Source organism: Haemophilus aegyptius, assembly GCF_900475885.1.
In the GTDB taxonomy this organism is placed as follows: Bacteria; Pseudomonadota; Gammaproteobacteria; order Enterobacterales; family Pasteurellaceae; genus Haemophilus; species Haemophilus influenzae.
The window spans coordinates 795,281-813,289 of record NZ_LS483429.1; the positions used below are offsets into that span (position 1 = coordinate 795,281).

The window sequence follows — 18,009 nt, forward strand, 5'->3', positions numbered from 1 at the left end:
CTGAATAAATCAGCGAATTAAAGTGCAGATTTTTTTATAAACTACCCAAATTTATAATAGGCTGAAAAAAGTGCGGTATTTTTTCAGCCTATTTTTAGAAAATCACTTCTCGTCTTTGAAGCCTGACTCAACGCCACTCATATCAGGTAATTGGTGTGCAATACCTTTGTGACAATCAATACAAGTTTTACCTTCAGTTTTCATTTTTTGGTGCATACGTGCTGCCACAGAACGTTGATCATTGAAGTTCATACGATCTACATTATGGCAATTACGACATTCTTTAGAATCGTTAGCTTTCATACGCGCCCATTCATTTTGAGCCATTTCTAAACGATGCGCATTGAATTTTTCTAAAGTATTCACTTTTCCAGTATAGTGCGCATATACTTCTTTAGCTGCAATAATTTTACGTTTCATTTTTGCACCAAATTCGTGTGGTACGTGACAATCTGGACAACTTGCCCCCACACCAGTACGAGTTTGATAATGCACGCTATGTAAATATTCTGGATAAGCATCTTGCATATGGCAGCTTGCACAGAACTGTTCAGTGTTGGTTTTTTCTAAACCATAGTTAAAACCAACCCAAGAAAGAATACCGCCAATAGCCGATAAGATAATAATTGTACCTATCGCCATACGGCTTGGTTTTCTAAACCATTGCCAGAAACGCTTTAAGATATTTGGTTTTTTCTCAGACATATAGACCTCTTAAATTAGTTTCCGTAACCTTTCATCGGTTTGAAATCATTTGGAACAATAGGATCTACGTTTGCTTGAGAAACGTGACATTGTAAACAGAAATAACGACGTGGCGATGAACTTGAACCTACTTTTCCATCACGATCCATAAAGTGAGTTGGGCTGATTCGAGTTGCACCGCTCAAACGAGAATTTTCTGGGCTGTGGCAATTTAAACATTGATTTACATTTTTTGTCACTTGATAGTTTGCCACACTATGTGGAACCATTGGAGGCTGATTTACATAGTTCAATGCGGGTAATTCGCCTTGACGCGGTGCATTATGAAATGCGGGTGGAATATTTTCTGCCGCTTGAGTTAAATCTTTTCCCACTGCTGGTGCATCAGATGCCATCAGTGAGCCAGCAAAAAGTGCGGTAAATAATCCCGCTAAAATTTTAGATACCTGTTTAGTCATATTAATCACTTCCCTGAATGATCGAATCTGGTCGAAAATTTAAAAACTTTTTCAGCGCAAACGTCAATACAACGTCCGCAGCTGATGCAATCTTTGGAAAGCACAAGTAGGCTTTCGTCTTTTTTTCCATGTAAAGGTGAACGTAACACTTGGGCTTCGGGACAAACATTGTAGCAATCCATACAATTATCGCATTTCGCACGATCAATCACTTTGATACGGATTAAACTTTTTGCACCAATCACACCGTAAGCGGCACCAATTGGGCAAAGGTGTCCACACCAACCATGTTCTACAATCAATAAATCAAAAAGAAAAATAACAAGTAATAGCCAGCCTGTTGCACCAAAACCAAATATAAAGGCACGACCAAGTGCGGCTACTGGATTAACCCACTCCCAAAGCAACATTCCGTTTACGCAACTGCCTAGTAAAATAAGCGCAAGGATGCCATAACGTAAACCACGCGAAATTTTTGCTGTTTGGCGAATGCCTAGTTTACGGCGTAGCCACGCAGCACAGTCAGTCACAACATTTAGCGGACATACCCAACCACAAAATACTTTACTACCAAGCACTGCGTAAAATAACACAATAATTGCTGCACCAATCAAGGTGAGAGCATCAGGTAAATGTCTTGCAGCCAAGCTTTCTGCTGTAATTAAAGGGTCGCTTAATGGAATAGTATCGAGCAATAAGCTTCCACTATAATTGCCTTTTAGAATCCACACGCCAAAATAAGGACCACTTAAAAACATCGCAAGAATGCTAAGTTGGCTGAATCGACGCCAAAACAAAAAGCGGTTTGCATACCACCAGCCCCATTTTTCTCGTGACTCTTTCCCTGCAAATTTTGGTGTATTTGCCATTATTTGCCACTCCCTAAAATAGGTGCTAGCACGGGTTCTGCTGGAGCAGGCATTACAGTTGATCCGTCTGGAGTACGAGTTGGCAACGAAATCATATCTTTAGGTGCAAGAGAATGGCCAGCTTTCGCTTTTTCTTCCCAGCCTAAACGATAATGTTTACCTAACATACCTTTTGCAAGATCCATTGGTAAAACCTTAATCGCTGCTTCTTCCAATACGCAAGCTTGCTCACATTTCCCACATCCAGTACAGGCATCAGAATGCACGGTTGGAATAAATAACGCGTGCTTATCAGAACGTGGATTATGTTGTTTTTCCAAGGTAATCGCTTTATCTATTAATGGACAAACCCGATAACAAACATCACAACGTAATCCTTGATAATTTAAGCAAGTTTCGTGATCTAACAGTACTGACAGTCCCATACACGATTCATTAATATCTGTTGCTTGACGATCTAATGCACCACTAGGACAGGCTTTTGCACAAGGAATATCAGGACACATTTCACAAGGTTTATCACGCGCAATAAAATACGGTGTTCCCGCTTCTACTGGCGATAATAAAGATGCTAAATGCAGCATGTCATAAGGACAGGCTTGAACACATTGTCCACAACGAATACAAGCTGCAGAAAATGCTTTTGCATCTTGCAAAGCAAAGGGCGGACGTAATGGCACACCTTCTCGCGCAAGACTTTGATTTTGCTGCAATCCCAACAAAATCCCAACGCCAGCTAAACCACCCGCAGTACGGGTTGCTTCTTTGAGAAATTTTCTACGTTCAGGATTGAGAGCGGGTTTCTTCATTTTCTTTTTAGATTTTAACCGCACTTTTATCTTCCTCTTTTACGGATAAGGGGAAAATAAAGTGCGGTTGATTTTTATATGGTTTTTACGCAGCCTTTTCCACTTTTACCGCACATTTTTTGAAGTCGGTTTCTTTTGAGATTGGGTCTGTCGCATCTAACGTTAAATTATTTGCAAGCTGACCAGCATCAAAGAAAGTGGTAAATACTAAGCCACGAGGTGGTTTATTACGTCCGCGAGTATCTAAGTAAGAAAACATTTCGCCACGACGAGATGAAATCTTAATTTTATCGCCATGACGTAAACCACGAGCTTGTGCATCTAATGGGTGCATCCAAACAAGGTTGTTTGGCATAGCACGGTGTAATTCAGGCACACGACGAGTCATAGTACCAGTATGCCAGTGCTCTAGAACACGACCAGTAGATAACCATAAGTCATATTCCTTATCTGGTGATTCTGCTGGTGGTTCATAAGGTACTGCAAGAATAATCGCTTTTTTGTCTGGATAACCGTAGAACGCCACACCTTCGCCTTCTTTAACGTATGGATCATAGCCTTCACGGTAACGCCATAAGGTTTCTTTACCTTCTACAACTGGCCAGCGTAAACCACGCGCTTTATGATACATTTCAAACGGAGCCAAGTCATGACCGTGACCGCGACCAAATTCAGCGTATTCTTCAAATAAACCTTTGTGAACGTAGTAACCAAAGTATTCTGATTCATCGTTTAGTTTTCCTTCAGCCAGTTCGCTTAATGGAAATTTATCAACTTGACCATTTTTGAAGAGCACTTCATATAAGGTTTTACCTCTATACTCAGGCATTTGTGCAAGTAATTCTTCTGTCCACATTTCATCAGTAGTGAAGTATTTTGCGAACTCCATTAATTGCCATAAATCTGATTTTGCTTCGCCTGGTGCTTTAACTTGTTGATGCCAGAATTGGGTACGACGTTCTGCATTGCCGTAAGCCCCTTCTTTTTCCACCCACATTGCCGTTGGAAGAATTAAGTCAGCAGAAAGTGCGGATACAGTTGGGTAAGGATCTGAAACAATCACGAAGTTGCCTTCTTTACGCCAGCCTGGCAAACGATCTTGATTAATGTTTGGCCCTGCTTGCATATTATTGTTACACATTTGCCATAACACATTCATTTGGCCATCATTCATTGCACGGTCTTGTGCAATTGTGTGTAACCCCACTTTTTCAGAAACCGTACCTTTTGGTAATTTCCAAATACGTTCCGCTGTTTCACGATGTTTAGGATTAGTTACCACTAAGTCGGCAGGTAAACGATGAGGGAATGAACCTACTTCACGCGCCGTACCACAAGCAGAAGGCTGACCAGTTAATGAAAATGGCCCACAACCTGGGATTGAAATTTTTCCAGTAAGTAAATGAATATTGTAGATTAATTGGTTTACCCACACACCACGTGTATGTTGGTTAAAGCCCATTGTCCAGTAGGAAACCACTTTCTTCGTTGGATCAGCATAAAGTTTCGCTAAAGTTTCTAACTGGACTTTATCTAACCCAGACATTTTCGATACTTTTTCCACTGTATATTCTGATACAAGTTGCTTTAATTCTTCAAAAGAAGAATCGTGCATTTTCCCAGCTGTTGCACGATTCGTGTCTTTTTCTAATGGATGCTCTGGACGTAAACCATAGCCAATATTCGTTTCTCCGCGTTTAAATTTGGTATGTTTATTAACAAAATCCCAATTAATCGCATTATTTTGAATAAGATAATTGATGATGTAGTTCATAATTGCCAAATCAGTTTGCGGTGTAAATATCAAACCGTGATCGGCAAGTTCAAAACTACGATGTTCGTAAGTAGAAAGTACAGTGACACGAACATCAGGATTAGAAATACGGCGATCAGTAATACGCGACCACAAAATTGGGTGCATTTCCGCCATATTTGAGCCCCAAAGAACAAAAGCATCTGCCTGTTCAATGTCGTTATAACAACCCATAGGTTCATCCATACCGAAGGTGCGCATAAACGCAACCGCTGCAGATGCCATACAGTGACGCGCATTCGGGTCTACGTTATTAGAACGAAAACCTGCTTTCCAAAGTTTGTTCTTTGCATAGCCTTCCCAAATGGTAGACTGACCAGAACTAAACATACCTACTGCATTTTGACCGTTCTTTTTGAACGCTTCTTTGAATTTTTCAGCCATTGTTTTGAACGCAAAATCCCAAGAAACTGGCGCAAAATCGCCGTTCTTATCAAATTTTCCGTTTGTCATACGTAAAAGCGGCTGCGTTAAACGGTCTTTACCGTACATAATTTTTGGCAAGAAGTAACCTTTAATACAGTTTAAACCACGGTTTACTTCTGCATCAGGATCGCCTTGAGATGCCACAACACGTCCATCTTTAGTACCAACTAATACTGCACAACCAGTACCACAGAAACGACATACTGCTTTATCCCATTTAATTTCGGATTCAGCCGCAACCACATTTTTGACTGGGATGGTTAGCCCCGCTGCCGTTGCGGCTGCCATAGCCGCATTGGCTTTCATAAAGTCTCGACGACTTAAATTCATCGCGTTTTCCCCCACGTTAAACGTTTGATTTTAAAATTATTTATTTTGTTCATCTTGCTCGTGATACACCAACGATACATTAATCACACCGTCGATATCTTTCACACTTTCCATTTTTTCAAGCAAGAGATGCTGATCGTTCGATTGCATTACCACCACAAATTTTCCAAGTTTTTCATCAAAAGTCGGAATTTCAGTATGCTCAATCGCTAAAAGTGCGGTTTGAATTGCTGATAATTTTTTTGGATTACCTTGCACGATCAATCCAACAACGTGCCAATCCCTCGCATTTTCTAATATTAAATTTGTATTATTCATTTTGTTTTAGATCGTTCATTGTTATTGCATTCACAGGGCAGCCTTGTACACAAGCCCCACAGCCATTACAAGCATCGAAATTAACTAAAGGTTGTGCTACGCCACCCATTTGTAATTTGAAACGAATCGCATTAGCTGGACAATTATCTTGGCAAGTTCGGCATTCAATACGGTGCAATGTTAAACAAGCTACGCCAATGTCGATTTTATGTGACCAAGGTAACTGGTCACGCGGATAAAAAATAGGCTGTTTACAGGCATCTACACATTTCCCACAAAAAGTACATTCGCCATTATCAAAGCACACTTCAGGAAAACCAGCATCGCCCTTTACCAAAATATTGGTTTCACAGACAGAAAGACAGTCGCCACAGCGCGTACATTGCGCTACAAAAATAGAATTTTCCACGGACCAAGGCGGTCTAACACCCACAAAATTCTGTTTTTGATTATTTTCTAAACAGCTCAATGTTGAAAATTTACCGCGTAAAAATTGTCTGCGAGGTAAATTTTCAACGGTCATAATGTCTTTCAAATATTTCTGAATGCTTCTGTAGACGAAGGATTATGTGTTTACGATGAATAAATGAAAACAACCAAAAATAGGTAGTTTGTCAATTATTTGAACTTTATTTGTTATAGATCAAAAAATCTAAGATTTAATGAATTTTGCAAGGGATTAAAACAAAACAGCATAGCGATTTTTGCTATGCTGCTTTCAATTTAGATTATTCTGCTTTTGCTGGATATTCCCACCAAATATCAAATAATTCGCTTACTTCAATTTGTTGCAAACCATTTGTTTCTAACCATTTTTTCACTGTTTCACGGTGACTTTCATCGCATTTGCCAATTTTTTCTAGGCAAACTAAACCTTCCCAATGTAAATACCCGCTACCTTCATAAGCTAATCCATTTGGTTGAATCACTTCGTTAATAAAACGATCAACGATTTCATCTACAGTTTCAATCGCAGTACCTTCTGCAAATTGGAAATTTACAAGAAAACCCAGTTCTTGAAATTCCGCGAGATGAAGTTTTTTGCGTTGGCGTTGATTGTAAGATTTAGACATTGTATTTCTCCTATTAAGGTTATATTCAAATGCGTATTTTATATTAAATTCATCAATTAGGCATCGTGTTTGCCTAAAACTGATTTATTTCTTCACAAAATATAAATCCCAAACACCGTGTCCAAGTTTGTGACCTCTAGCTTCAAATTTAGTTAAAGGTCTAAAATCTGGTCTTGGAATATAATTACCATTTTTCGAAGTGTTCACTAAATCGGTGTTTACGCTTAATACTTCTAGCATTTGCTCTGCATAATTTTCCCAGTCTGTCGCCATATGGATAAAACCATTTTCACTTAATTTTTGTATAACTTGTGTCACAAAGTGCGGTTGAACAATACGACGTTTATGATGCTTTGCTTTATGCCAAGGATCGGGGAAAAATAATTGCAAACCGCCAAGCGCACCATCTGCAATACTGTCACGTAAAATTTCCGTTGCATCATGACAGATCACGCGTAAATTCGTTACGCCTTTTTCCACTGCATAAGCAATACAAGCACCAACGCCAGGAGTATGAACTTCAATGCCAAGGTAATTTTTGTCAGGATTAGCAAAAGCCATATCCACAAGCGATTTTCCCATTCCAAAGCCAATTTCTAATACAACTGGATTATCATTGCCATAAATCTTAGCAAAATCAAAAGGTTCCGTTTGATAATCTAAACCAAGTGTTCCCCAGTTATCATTCATCATATTTCTTTGAAATTCGCTCAAACGACCTGTGCGGAGAACAAAACTACGGATTTTGCGCTTATAGCGGCCATCTTCGGTAAATTCTGCGGTTTCAACGGTTTTACGTTTTTGATCGGCAAAAGTTTGTGTCATAAAAATCTTGTTCGTGAAAAAAATTGGCGGCGATTATACCAATTTTTCTCGTATAATAGGGCAAATTTTTTCCCAAGGTTGATTATGAAAATTGTCCGAGTGGCACTGGCTGTGCCGCTTCCTCGTTTATTTGATTATTTCGTCCCCGATGATGTTTCATTACAAATCGGTATGCGTGTTCTTGTGCCTTTTGGCACCCAAAAACGTGTCGCCATTGTGGCTGATTTTCCGACAAAATCGGACGTGCCAGAGGATAAACTCAAGGCTATTCTTCAACCATTGGATTTAGCCCCACTTTTTACGCCCATTTATTGGGATTGGCTTCATTGGGCAGCAAATTATTATCAAGCAGGATTAGGCGATGTGTTATTTCAAGCCTTGCCTGTGAAATTGCGTAACGGCGAAAGTGCGGTAAAAAATGACCGCACTTTTTGGCGAATTACGGATGCGGGGAAAAATGCCCTTAAACAAGGCGAATTAAAACGCTCGAAAAAGCAAGCTGAAGCCCTACAATACTTATCTGAAACTGATCTTGAAAAAGGCAATAATAATTTTTCCTCTGCCATTTGGTCTGCCTTAAAAGCCAAAGGGTTTATTGAAGAAATTACTATCCACACAAATCCCCTAAGCTGGCAACAAAGATTAGGCAATAACCCAATTGTCAATGCTGAAAATCGTTTAACCTTAAATAAGCAGCAAGCCTTAGCCTTCAGCCAACTGCTCTTTCATTCTGGTTTCAATGTATGGCTGCTCGATGGCGTGACTGGTTCAGGTAAAACAGAAATTTATCTGCAGTATATTGAAGAAATTTTAAAATCGGGTAAGCAAGTATTAGTGCTTGTACCCGAAATCGGGCTAACACCTCAAACGGTGCAACGTTTCAAAGCGCGTTTCAACGTAGAAATTGATGTACTGCATTCTAATTTAACCGATACGCAACGGCTTTATGTATGGGATCGCGCCCGCTCTGGACAAAGTGCTATTGTGATTGGCACGAGATCGGCATTGTTCACGCAATTTTCTAATCTTGGTGCAATTATTTTGGACGAGGAACACGATTCGTCTTACAAACAGCAAGACAGTTGGCGTTACCATGCGCGAGACTTGGCGATTGTGCTGGCTCAAAAACTAAATATTGCGGTATTAATGGGATCCGCCACGCCAAGTTTAGAAAGTATTAATAATGTACAAAACGGCAAATACCAACATTTAGTGTTATCAAAAAGAGCGGGGAATTCTACCGCACTTCGTCATTTCGTTATTGATTTGAAAAATCAAAACATACAAAACGGGCTTTCAAAACCCTTATTGGAACGAATGAAAGCCCACTTAGAAAAAGGCAATCAAGTGTTGCTTTTCTTAAATCGTCGTGGCTTTGCACCCGTATTGCTTTGCCATGAATGTGGTTGGATTGCACAATGCCCTCATTGTGAAAAACCTTATACCTATCATCAGCATCAAAATGTATTGCGTTGTCATCATTGTGGCGCGCAAAAAACTATTCCTCGCCAATGTGACGATTGCGGTTCTACCCATTTAGTTACTACTGGTCTAGGCACAGAACAATTAGAAGAAACCTTGAAAACGCTATTTCCTCATTATTCTGTAGCGCGAATCGACCGCGATAGCACGGCACGTAAAGGAAAATTGGAAGGTTATTTAGAAGATATTCAACAAGGCAAAAGCCAAATTTTGATTGGCACACAAATGCTCGCGAAAGGACATCATTTTCCGAATGTTACTCTCGTTGCCTTAGTGAATGTAGATAGTGCATTATTTTCACTGGATTTTCGTGCAGAAGAACGTTTAGCTCAACTTTATATTCAAGTTGCTGGACGTGCAGGACGTGCCGATAAACAAGGTGAAGTTGTGCTACAAACACATTATCCTGATCATCCTTTGCTTACCACTTTATTGGCAAATGGCTACCAAGCTTTTGCAAAAGAAACCTTACAATTACGCCATTCAATGGGATTGCCGCCTTTTACTTTTCAGGCGTTATTCAAAGCACAGGCTCGACATTCTGATCTTGCAGAAAATTGCTTAAGCCAAATTGCAGATTTTTTTCAATCGAAGCAAATTACGGGATTACAAATGCTTGGCCCAATGCCTGCACCGTTCAGCAAAAAAGCGGGGCAATATCGCTGGCAGTTATTATTGCAACATCCGTCAAGAATGACGTTGCAAAAAGCATTAAGAGAATATCAACAAGCCGAACTTGAAAAAAACAGCCTAGTGCGGTTAATTTTGGACGTCGATCCGCAAGACTTATCATAAAAAAATGCGGTGAAAATTCACCGCACTTTTATCTCTAAAATCTATTTGAAATCTTCGACATCTCCTAATAGACAGGCATATTTCGCTGTATTGGGACTGGACTCCAAGGCAATTTTTAATGCCATCGTCAAAGGAACAGACAGTAGCATTCCCACTGTTCCAAGCAGCCATCCCCAAAACAATAATGAAAGGAACACCACTAAGGTTGAAAGCCCTAATCGTTGCCCCATCATTTTAGGTTCAATAATGTTACCGACAACCATATTAATCGCAATAACACCGATTGCTACGCCAAAGCCAATGCCAAAACCATTCAGTAATAAGGCTTGCACAATAATCGGAATAGCCGCGATGATAGAACCTATATTGGGAATATAATTCAGCAAGAAACTCAAGGTTGCCCACAAAATGGCATATTGAACCCCACAGGCTTCCAACAAAATAAACACTCCGACGCCAGTCAGTAAACTCGTGATGCTTTTGATGCCAAGATAACCAATTACGCCTTGCAAAACGCGATCAATATGGCGTTCTTCTTTGGCTGCATCATGAGGGGTTGAACTAATTACCATTGCAAATTTATGTTTCATCGTTGGTGCTTCGGCAAGCATAAAAATCACAACCAACACTAAAACAAACACATTACTCACTACACCAGAGAAATTCAGCAATACTCGGCTTACAAAATTCATAATGATGCTTGGGTCAAAATTTTCTTGGATGGTTTCACGCGAAAGCGTGAAAGGCAGATTGAAACGTTGCAACAATCCAGTTAAATCACTCACACGTTGTGAAAGCAAAACTTTATATTGTGGAATAGATTGGGTAAATTCTCTTGCCGTGCTGTTAATCAACCCGACTAAGAAGAAAAATACCAAAGAAATCAAGACAAAAAGCAAAGTAATGGCTAACCAATGCGGGACGCGGCGTTGGGTCATCGCCTTAATTATCGGCGAACAAATTATCGCGATAAAGAGTGATAGCAAGAATGGCACCACGATTTCTGCCGCCAATTTTACGCCAGCTAAGATAATAATCACCGCAGCAATGCCAAGCAAAGTGCGGTGTAAATTTAAATTATTTTGCACTAAATCGCATCCTCGTTTTCTTCGCCCGTGCGAATGCGGATCGCTCGCTCAACGTGATAAACAAAAATTTTGCCGTCACCGATTTTGCCTGTTTGTGCCGTTTCAACAATCGCTTCAATACATTGATCCACAAGTTCATCAGGAACCACTACTTCCAATTTCACTTTCGGCAGAAAATCCACCATATATTCCGCACCACGATAAAGTTCTGTATGACCTTTTTGGCGACCAAATCCGCGTACTTCCGTGATTGTCATACCTGAAATACCAATATCTGAAAGACTTTCTCGCACATCGTCTAATTTAAAGGGTTTAATCATTGCTTCGATTTTTTTCATGCTATTTCTCCAGATTTTCGCGTCTTGCGGATTTAGGACGGAAACTTTCGATGATTTCAGGCTTGGTATCAATATATAAGCCGTTAATCAGTTGCAAACAATAAGGCACTGCGCTAAAAATGCCTTTTACAAGCACATTTCCCTCTTTATCTTTCACGCCTTCCAAGGTTTCTTTAATCGCTTTAGGCTGACCAGGAAGATTTAAAATCAAGCTTTCCTTACGAATTACACCCACTTGGCGGGATAAAATTGCGGTAGGCACAAAATGCAAACTCACTTGACGCATTTGTTCGCCAAAACCTGGCATTTCTCGATCTGCTACCGCAAGGGTTGCATCAGGCGTTACATCGCGTTTTGCTGGCCCAGTTCCACCAGTTGTCAGCACTAAATGGCAACCTTGTTCATCCACCAGCTCTTTTAAGGTTTGTTCAATAATCGGTTGTTCATCAGGGATTAATCTTGTTTCCAAATGGAAAGGATCTACTAACGCTTGTTCTAACCAAGCCTGTAATTCTGGGATACCTTGATCTTGATATACGCCTGCTGATGCGCGATCAGAAACAGACACCAGACCAATTTTTAAAAGTGCGGTCATATTTTTCCTTATTTTTATAAATAATTTTGACGTGATTGGATAAATCAAAAATGCGGTAAAAACTTACCGCACTTTTGGAGGGTTAGAAGAATAAAATTCCGCCCCAAACGATACCGACAATACAAAGGGCAATAAATACCGATGCAGAGCCTTGATCTTTCGCACGTCCTGAAAGTTCGTGGCGTTCTGTACCAATGCGATCAACAACTGCCTCTACCGCACTGTTTAAAAGTTCTAACGCCATCACAAGCAAAACAGAAGAAATCATCAATATAATTTCAATTTTTGTTTCGCCTAAAAAGAAAGTAAGAGGAATTAAAATGCAGGCTAAAAAACATTCGTGGCGAAAAGCCGTTTCATTTTTAAACGCACTTTTTAAGCCTTGTAATGAATATTTCGTGGAATTGATTAAATGGGTTAGCCCCGTCGTTTTATACATAAATTTTCCTATTTTTATAAACGCTTCGCTTCGATAACATCATCTAATTTTGCTAATCGAGCCAATATTTTACTCAAACTTTCAACATTATGAAGTTCAATTTCCATATCAATAGTAGCAAGCTGTTTTTTGGTATCAGCACGGCTTGAGACCCCTAATACGCTAATTTTTTCATTTGCTAGAACCGTCGTAATATCACGCAATAAGCCATTGCGATCGCCTGCCACAATACGGATATTAATATGGAAACCACTTGCGTAATTTTCGCCCCAAATTGATTCCACTACGCGTTCTGGATGAGCCGCTTGCAAATCTAAGAATTGTTCACAATCCGCTCGGTGAATAGAAATACCACGTCCCATTGTAATATAGCCAACAATCGCATCGCCTGGTATCGGCTGGCAGCAACGCGCAATATGATGCATAAGATTGTCCACACCCTCCACAATCACATAGCCATTGTTCTTTTCAGATTTCTGCTGAGAATTGACCGCACTTTTGTTAGCAACATGACGTAAAATCTCTTGATCTGCTTCTTCAGCAGTCACTTTAATCAATTTACTTTGCAAGAAATTGATTAAGTTATTTAAACGAATATCACCACTGCCAATGCCCGCATAAAGATCGTCCAAATTTTTCAAGTTATAGCGTGGTAACGCATAAGGTTCCACTTGCTTAATACTTAAATTCAAAAGCGCGAGTTCATTATCGAGTAATTCTTTACCCGCTGGAATATTTTTATCGCGATCTTGTTTTTTAAACCACGCTTGAATTTTGGCTCGAGATTTTGCGGTGTGAGTAAATCCTAAATTTGGGTTTAGCCAGTCACGGCTCGGGTTCGGATTTTTCTGGGTAATAATATCAATTTGATCACCCATTTGTAGCTGATAGGTAAATGGCACAATACGCCCCGCAACTTTTGCCCCGATACAGCGATGACCAATTTCACTATGAATGGCGTAAGCAAAATCTAATGGTGTAGATCCCGTTGGCAAATCCACCACTTCGCCCTTTGGCGTAAACACATATACACGGTCATCAAACACTTGGCTACGCAACTCTGCCAGCACTTCGCCTGAATCCGTAATATCATCTTGCCAAGCTAACAATTTACGCAACCACGCAATTTTTTCTTCATAGGCAGACATACTGCCTGTATTGCCTTCTTTATATTTCCAGTGAGCCGCCATACCTAACTCTGCATCATCATGCATTTGTTGGGTTCGAATTTGTACTTCAATTGGCTTGTCACCTTTACCTAAAACAACAGTATGAATAGATTGATAACCGTTCGGTTTCGGGTTCGCCACATAATCGTCAAATTCTTTGGGTAAGTGTTTAAATTGAGTATGAACAATCCCAAGTGCGGTGTAACAATCTTGCAATTTTTGCACGATAATTCTGACCGCTCTTACATCATATAAACCACTGAACTCAAGATGCTTTTTCTGCATTTTACGCCAAATGCTATAAATATGTTTCGGACGGCCGTACACTTCCACTTGCTCGATATTTTCACGTAAATAACCGCTCAACTCACTGACGAAATCAGCAATGTAATGTTCACGATCAAGACGACGTTCCTGTAATAATTTAGCAATAGCGCGATATTGTTCAGGATGAAGATAACGGAAGCAGTAATCTTCTAACTCCCATTTCAGCTGACCAATTCCAAGACGATTGGCAAGAGGGGCATAAATATAAGAACATTCTTTGACTGCAAGGACTTTGTCTTCCTCTGCACAACGATGCTCTGCATCACGCAAGAAAGTAATACGTTCGGCAAGTTTAATGATCACGCAGCGGAAATCGTCCACCATCGCCAACAACATACGGCGAACATTATCCACTTGCAGAGCGTTAGCGGAATGACTGGCATTAAGTTGGCGAATATTATCCATCTCCAACACGCCTTTAAGTAATTTAGTAATTTTCGCACCAAATTTTTCTTTTAGACTTTCCCAGTCTGTTAATTTATTTGCAACAATAGGAAACAACATGGCAGTAAGCAATGTTTCCGCATCCATATTAAGTTCGTGCAAAATTTCTACCATTTCCACGCCAGACTGCAGCATCAAGGTCGCATTCTTCATTTCATCGGGGTAGGCATTCATTAAATCACGTGCGTAATACCACGCATCGATCAAACTTTTTTCTGTTTGTTCTGCTAGTTTTAAGCCAGTGCACCATTGTTCAATCACAAAATCCTGCGGATTTAACAAATGAGAACCACGAACAGCAACCATAATACCCCCTTGTTGATGAAGAGCAAGCAACTTCCTGTCGCTTTTATTTTGGGTGGATATTGTACCGAATAACCGAGTTATTTTGTAGTGAATAAGGTTATCGATTCCAAATGCCCCGTATGAGGGAACATATCTATCACCGCACTTTTTTCAATCTTGTAGCCAAAATCACATAAAATTTCCGCATCACGCACTAATGTTGCAGGATTACAAGATACATATAAAATTTTCTCTGCTTTCAGCTCGCACAACGCATTTAACGCGAAAGCTGCACCACTGCGTGGAGGATCAAGCAAAATTTTATTGAACGACTGATTAGCCCAAGGTTGTTCAACAAAGGATTGGTCAAGATCGGCTTGGAAAAATTCAATATTTTTGATTTGGTTTCTCTCGGCATTTTGCGCCGCTTTTTGTACCATTTCAAAAACACCTTCAATTCCTACCGCACTTTTCACGCGTTTGGCGAGAGGAAGCGTAAAATTTCCCATGCCGCAAAATAAATCTAGCACGCAATCTTGTTGGCTCAATTCAAGCCAATCCAACGCTGTATTGACCATAGGTTCATTTAATGCACTATTTACTTGAATAAAATCACGAATATCAAAATGTAATTTTATGCCATCAGAAAATTGATAATAAGGTGCATCGCCATAGATTTGTTCAATGCCTTTGTCGCTTTGTAAAAACAGCATTAACTTTTCTTGTTCAGCAAATTTAAGCAATAAAGTGCGGTCAATTTCCGCAAGGTTTTTGGTGTAACGTAACAACATTGCGACACCATTATCGGCAGCCACCAATTCAATATGCCCAAGCTGTTTCGGTGCTGAAAATTTTTCTAAAAGTGCGGTTAATTTAGGTAGTAAATAATTAATTGCAGGTTCTGCCACTTCACAAGATTGAACGGGTATTAAATCGTTGGTATTTTTCTGACGAAAGCCCATGTCGATTTGTTTTGTACTTGGGTTAAACCATAAACTCAAACGCACACGACGACGATACGCCCAAGCATCGCCACAAATCATAGGCTGGAATGAAATCGGCTCTGACTGTAATTTACTTAATCGTTTAAACAATGCGGATTCTTTCGCTTTCCTCTGCATTTCAATAGGAATATGCTGTCCTTGGCAACCACCACAACGCATAAAATAAGCACATTTTGGAGCTAAACGCTCAGGGCTTTTTACTCGCCATTTTTTTACAATGGCGTGTCCATATTGGCGTTTATCCTCCAGAATACGACATTCCACTTTTTCGTGCGGAAGTGCATTTTCAATAAACCAAGTTTTACCATTAATTTTCGCAACGCCTAAACCTTGATAATCTAAATCAAGAATATCCGCCGTAATGGTTTGAACATTTTTTGTTTTTTGCTTTGGGGTATAAAGAAGAACCATTGTTTGAAGAATTGCGCTAAATTAGTTAAGTATACACATTGCAGAATAGTTATTCATTGATATTTTATTTTTGCTTTACATTTCCTAAAAACAGCCTCACAATGTTACACAAAGTAACACAAAAAGAAAGGCATATTATGCAAGCGACATTAAGACAACAAGGCGGCGCAGCCGTATTAACTGTGCCGATGGCAATTTTACAACAAATGGGATGGCAAATTGGTCATAAAATTAATTTAGAAGCGCAAGGGGAGAGGGTTGTGCTTACGCCAATTAAACGTCAAGCAAGAGGACGAAAAACCGTTGCCGAATTACTCTCAAATATTGATAGCCAAGAAATTGCAGAATTAAATGCTTCAGTGTCAAATTTCACGCAATCTGAACCAACAGGAAAAGAGGTATGCTAATGCGAATACCTAAAAAAGGCGAAATTTGGTATATCGATCCAGATCCACTAAAGGACTAGAATTACGTAACCCGCATTATTTTATAGTAGTTTCAGATGAATTACTTAATAAGGCTCTAGGGACAGCTATTTGCTGTCCAATATCATCTGGTGGGAATTTTGCTCGTTCACAAAATGTCACTGTAGTTATTGATGGAAATAGCACGCAATCAGGTAGAGTAACAGGTGTAATTTTGTGTTATCAAGTTCGTGCATTAGATTTAAAAGAGAGACAAGCAAAATTTGCCACAAAAGCAGAAGATTATTTAGTCGATGAAGTGATTATGAAATTAGTAGATTTAATTGACCCACAATAAATAGTAAAAACCAAAAGGTGGCAAGAGCCACCTTTATTTTCATCTTAAACGCTTACAATACTTTCACAATGCCTGTTACATTAATATGCCCTAAGTGAACAGCGTAAATCTCAATTGGCATAAATCACTGATAAGAAAAGGTGTAAGTGGCAACCGCATTTACTGTACCGCCTGTGATATTTCCATCTTTATTCACATAAAACGCCTTAAATTCCACCGTTGGTTTTTCCTCGCCGTCTCTTGAAGAAAATTTCCATTGGTTTTCTGTGCCTTTTAATGACGAATCAGGACCATAGCTTAGCGCGCTGGCATCATTGTTTTTATATAGTTTGATACCCACGCCTTGCGCGGTGGATTGCGGTGTCAGTGTCAAAATATCGCCTCGGTTGCTAGGATCTGTCTGATCTGTCAGCGTCATATAAGCCGCAATTTTTTTGCCATTATCGTCGCTTGTGGTGGGGCAAGTAAGCCGTATTTGGAATTTTCCGCCATAACGTTGATCTCCCCGTTTCGGAATATGTTGGTTGGCAATAGTCGGCATAACTACAATAAGATCGTTCGGCGTATCCAACTGACAGGTTTTAGCCTCCACTCGTAATGAAAAGGCAGGCAGCCAAACATCCCAGTCAGTTTTGCCAGAAAATCCGTTAAAACCATTCCAAAAACGTGTTTTCCCTTGTGGGACATAAGTGGGTTTCACAATCCGCATTGAGGCTATTTTGGTTCTTGGCACATCTAGTATCATCCCCGCAGGTGGGCTTTGTAATAAAACTGGCCAAGCTTCAACAGCAGCCCCTGCTTCCCCTGCGGTGCAATAACCACCGAGAAATACATCCGACCAATTATTTGAAGGAACATTCTTATTATTGGTATAACCATCTCCCGCTTCAATAATAATGCCGATATAGTCCGTTAATTTATATATCGTTCCATTATTCAATGTTCCCCATTTTGTCAGTTCAGTTTTCGCTTCGATTGTCCAACATTGTTCTCCCGTTCCCCAAGAGGCATTTAGGGGGATTTTATTTCTATCCTGTGTTCTTATTAGCATCCTGTCAAATCGAAAGGGGATATTATCTTTCCCATAGGCACGGAGATTACCTTGTCCACTAGGCGAGGGAAGCGTAAAGTCTGTGGCAGTCACATGTACCATTCTTGTCGCGCCATCCCAAGAGGTTGAATCCCTTCCCCATACTTGCGAGGTAAGTAACAGCGAGATGATCCCAATTACGTATTTATTCATT

At 39.9% G+C, this 18,009-nt stretch carries 19 protein-coding genes; 3 read left to right on the forward strand and 16 right to left on the reverse strand.

The window, feature by feature from the left end; genetic code table 11:
- Positions 1-102: 102 nt before the first annotated feature.
- The 9 genes from DQN49_RS04265 to trmB all read right to left on the reverse strand — a co-directional run bounded on the left by DQN49_RS04265 (position 103) and on the right by trmB (position 7,626).
- Complete coding sequence (locus tag DQN49_RS04265; RefSeq protein ID WP_006996144.1) at positions 103-705, reverse strand: cytochrome c3 family protein; 603 nt, start codon at positions 703-705, stop codon at positions 103-105.
- A gap of 14 nt (positions 706-719) precedes the next feature.
- Positions 720-1,163: a nitrate reductase cytochrome c-type subunit gene (locus DQN49_RS04270; RefSeq protein WP_005649106.1), complete on the reverse strand. Its 444-nt coding sequence runs from the start codon at positions 1,161-1,163 to the stop codon at positions 720-722.
- A 5-nt stretch (positions 1,164-1,168) separates the two neighbouring features.
- Entirely contained in the window at positions 1,169-2,032 is an 864-nt protein-coding gene (napH, locus tag DQN49_RS04275) for a quinol dehydrogenase ferredoxin subunit NapH (protein ID WP_006996145.1), read from the reverse strand.
- Positions 2,032-2,871, reverse strand: coding sequence for a ferredoxin-type protein NapG (gene napG / locus DQN49_RS04280; protein WP_065246976.1), 840 nt, complete (start codon positions 2,869-2,871; stop codon positions 2,032-2,034). The genes napH and napG overlap by 1 nt, the downstream gene beginning before the upstream one ends.
- Positions 2,872-2,926: 55 nt before the next feature.
- A complete protein-coding gene (gene napA / locus DQN49_RS04285; RefSeq protein WP_032826343.1) occupies positions 2,927-5,410 on the reverse strand; it encodes a nitrate reductase catalytic subunit NapA in 2,484 nt (827 codons plus the stop codon).
- A 36-nt stretch (positions 5,411-5,446) separates the two neighbouring features.
- A complete protein-coding gene (locus DQN49_RS04290) occupies positions 5,447-5,728 on the reverse strand; it encodes a chaperone NapD (RefSeq protein WP_005656333.1) in 282 nt (93 codons plus the stop codon).
- Positions 5,721-6,251: a ferredoxin-type protein NapF gene (gene napF / locus DQN49_RS04295; RefSeq protein ID WP_005654038.1), complete on the reverse strand. Its 531-nt coding sequence runs from the start codon at positions 6,249-6,251 to the stop codon at positions 5,721-5,723. Before napF ends, DQN49_RS04290 begins: the two co-directional genes overlap by 8 nt.
- 205 nt (positions 6,252-6,456) lie before the next feature.
- Positions 6,457-6,801, reverse strand: coding sequence for a YggL family protein (locus DQN49_RS04300; RefSeq protein ID WP_005632159.1), 345 nt, complete (start codon positions 6,799-6,801; stop codon positions 6,457-6,459).
- Between the two features lie 84 nt (positions 6,802-6,885).
- Entirely contained in the window at positions 6,886-7,626 is a 741-nt protein-coding gene (gene trmB, locus DQN49_RS04305; protein WP_006996149.1) for a tRNA (guanosine(46)-N7)-methyltransferase TrmB, read from the reverse strand.
- Between the two features lie 84 nt (positions 7,627-7,710).
- On the opposite strand from trmB, the gene priA reads away from it, so the two are divergent.
- Positions 7,711-9,903 (forward strand): primosomal protein N', encoded by a 2,193-nt coding sequence (gene priA, locus DQN49_RS04310; RefSeq protein WP_006996150.1) that lies wholly within the window; start codon positions 7,711-7,713, stop codon positions 9,901-9,903.
- Positions 9,904-9,944: 41 nt separating this feature from the next.
- Here the strand turns inward: priA and DQN49_RS04315 are convergent, their stop codons facing one another.
- The 6 genes from DQN49_RS04315 to rlmD all read right to left on the reverse strand — a co-directional run bounded on the left by DQN49_RS04315 (position 9,945) and on the right by rlmD (position 16,003).
- Positions 9,945-10,991 (reverse strand): AI-2E family transporter, encoded by a 1,047-nt coding sequence (locus DQN49_RS04315; RefSeq protein WP_005649088.1) that lies wholly within the window; start codon positions 10,989-10,991, stop codon positions 9,945-9,947.
- Complete coding sequence (gene glnB / locus DQN49_RS04320) at positions 10,991-11,329, reverse strand: nitrogen regulatory protein P-II (RefSeq protein ID WP_005649085.1); 339 nt, start codon at positions 11,327-11,329, stop codon at positions 10,991-10,993. Before glnB ends, DQN49_RS04315 begins: the two co-directional genes overlap by 1 nt.
- 1 nt (position 11,330) lies before the next feature.
- Complete coding sequence (mog, locus tag DQN49_RS04325; RefSeq protein WP_005635167.1) at positions 11,331-11,924, reverse strand: molybdopterin adenylyltransferase; 594 nt, start codon at positions 11,922-11,924, stop codon at positions 11,331-11,333.
- An 82-nt stretch (positions 11,925-12,006) separates the two neighbouring features.
- Complete coding sequence (locus DQN49_RS04330; protein WP_005632174.1) at positions 12,007-12,363, reverse strand: diacylglycerol kinase; 357 nt, start codon at positions 12,361-12,363, stop codon at positions 12,007-12,009.
- Positions 12,364-12,377: 14 nt separating this feature from the next.
- Complete coding sequence (gene relA, locus DQN49_RS04335) at positions 12,378-14,609, reverse strand: GTP diphosphokinase (protein WP_013527485.1); 2,232 nt, start codon at positions 14,607-14,609, stop codon at positions 12,378-12,380.
- A 77-nt stretch (positions 14,610-14,686) separates the two neighbouring features.
- Positions 14,687-16,003: a 23S rRNA (uracil(1939)-C(5))-methyltransferase RlmD gene (rlmD, locus tag DQN49_RS04340; RefSeq protein WP_006996152.1), complete on the reverse strand. Its 1,317-nt coding sequence runs from the start codon at positions 16,001-16,003 to the stop codon at positions 14,687-14,689.
- 137 nt (positions 16,004-16,140) lie between these two features.
- Between rlmD and DQN49_RS04345 the strand changes: the two genes are divergently transcribed.
- Together DQN49_RS04345 and DQN49_RS04350 are read left to right on the forward strand one after the other, a co-directional pair.
- On the forward strand, positions 16,141-16,410 hold the full coding sequence (locus DQN49_RS04345) for an AbrB/MazE/SpoVT family DNA-binding domain-containing protein (RefSeq protein ID WP_013525556.1): 270 nt from the start codon (positions 16,141-16,143) through the stop codon (positions 16,408-16,410).
- 25 nt (positions 16,411-16,435) lie between these two features.
- A complete protein-coding gene (locus DQN49_RS04350) occupies positions 16,436-16,765 on the forward strand; it encodes a type II toxin-antitoxin system PemK/MazF family toxin (RefSeq protein WP_006996154.1) in 330 nt (109 codons plus the stop codon).
- 124 nt (positions 16,766-16,889) lie between these two features.
- Here the strand turns inward: DQN49_RS04350 and DQN49_RS04355 are convergent, their stop codons facing one another.
- Complete coding sequence (locus DQN49_RS04355; protein ID WP_006996155.1) at positions 16,890-18,008, reverse strand: fimbrial protein; 1,119 nt, start codon at positions 18,006-18,008, stop codon at positions 16,890-16,892.
- Between the last annotated feature and the right edge of the window lies 1 nt (position 18,009).

Bases quoted from the DNA above. Each gene is read 5' to 3' on its own strand.
- glnB (WP_005649085.1), bottom strand. From the start codon at position 11,329: ATGAAAAAAATCGAAGCAATGATTAAACCCTTTAAATTAGACGATGTG.
- rlmD (WP_006996152.1), bottom strand. From the start codon at position 16,003: ATGGTTCTTCTTTATACCCCAAAGCAAAAAACAAAAAATGTTCAAACC.
- priA (WP_006996150.1), top strand. From the start codon at position 7,711: ATGAAAATTGTCCGAGTGGCACTGGCTGTGCCGCTTCCTCGTTTATTT.
- DQN49_RS04265 (WP_006996144.1), bottom strand. From the start codon at position 705: ATGTCTGAGAAAAAACCAAATATCTTAAAGCGTTTCTGGCAATGGTTT.
- DQN49_RS04270 (WP_005649106.1), bottom strand. From the start codon at position 1,163: ATGACTAAACAGGTATCTAAAATTTTAGCGGGATTATTTACCGCACTT.
- DQN49_RS04300 (WP_005632159.1), bottom strand. From the start codon at position 6,801: ATGTCTAAATCTTACAATCAACGCCAACGCAAAAAACTTCATCTCGCG.
- mog (WP_005635167.1), bottom strand. From the start codon at position 11,924: ATGACCGCACTTTTAAAAATTGGTCTGGTGTCTGTTTCTGATCGCGCA.
- napH (WP_006996145.1), bottom strand. From the start codon at position 2,032: ATGGCAAATACACCAAAATTTGCAGGGAAAGAGTCACGAGAAAAATGG.
- trmB (WP_006996149.1), bottom strand. From the start codon at position 7,626: ATGACACAAACTTTTGCCGATCAAAAACGTAAAACCGTTGAAACCGCA.
- DQN49_RS04290 (WP_005656333.1), bottom strand. From the start codon at position 5,728: ATGAATAATACAAATTTAATATTAGAAAATGCGAGGGATTGGCACGTT.
- napF (WP_005654038.1), bottom strand. From the start codon at position 6,251: ATGACCGTTGAAAATTTACCTCGCAGACAATTTTTACGCGGTAAATTT.
- relA (WP_013527485.1), bottom strand. From the start codon at position 14,609: ATGGTTGCTGTTCGTGGTTCTCATTTGTTAAATCCGCAGGATTTTGTG.
- DQN49_RS04330 (WP_005632174.1), bottom strand. From the start codon at position 12,363: ATGTATAAAACGACGGGGCTAACCCATTTAATCAATTCCACGAAATAT.
- DQN49_RS04345 (WP_013525556.1), top strand. From the start codon at position 16,141: ATGCAAGCGACATTAAGACAACAAGGCGGCGCAGCCGTATTAACTGTG.
- napA (WP_032826343.1), bottom strand. From the start codon at position 5,410: ATGAATTTAAGTCGTCGAGACTTTATGAAAGCCAATGCGGCTATGGCA.
- DQN49_RS04355 (WP_006996155.1), bottom strand. From the start codon at position 18,008: ATGAATAAATACGTAATTGGGATCATCTCGCTGTTACTTACCTCGCAA.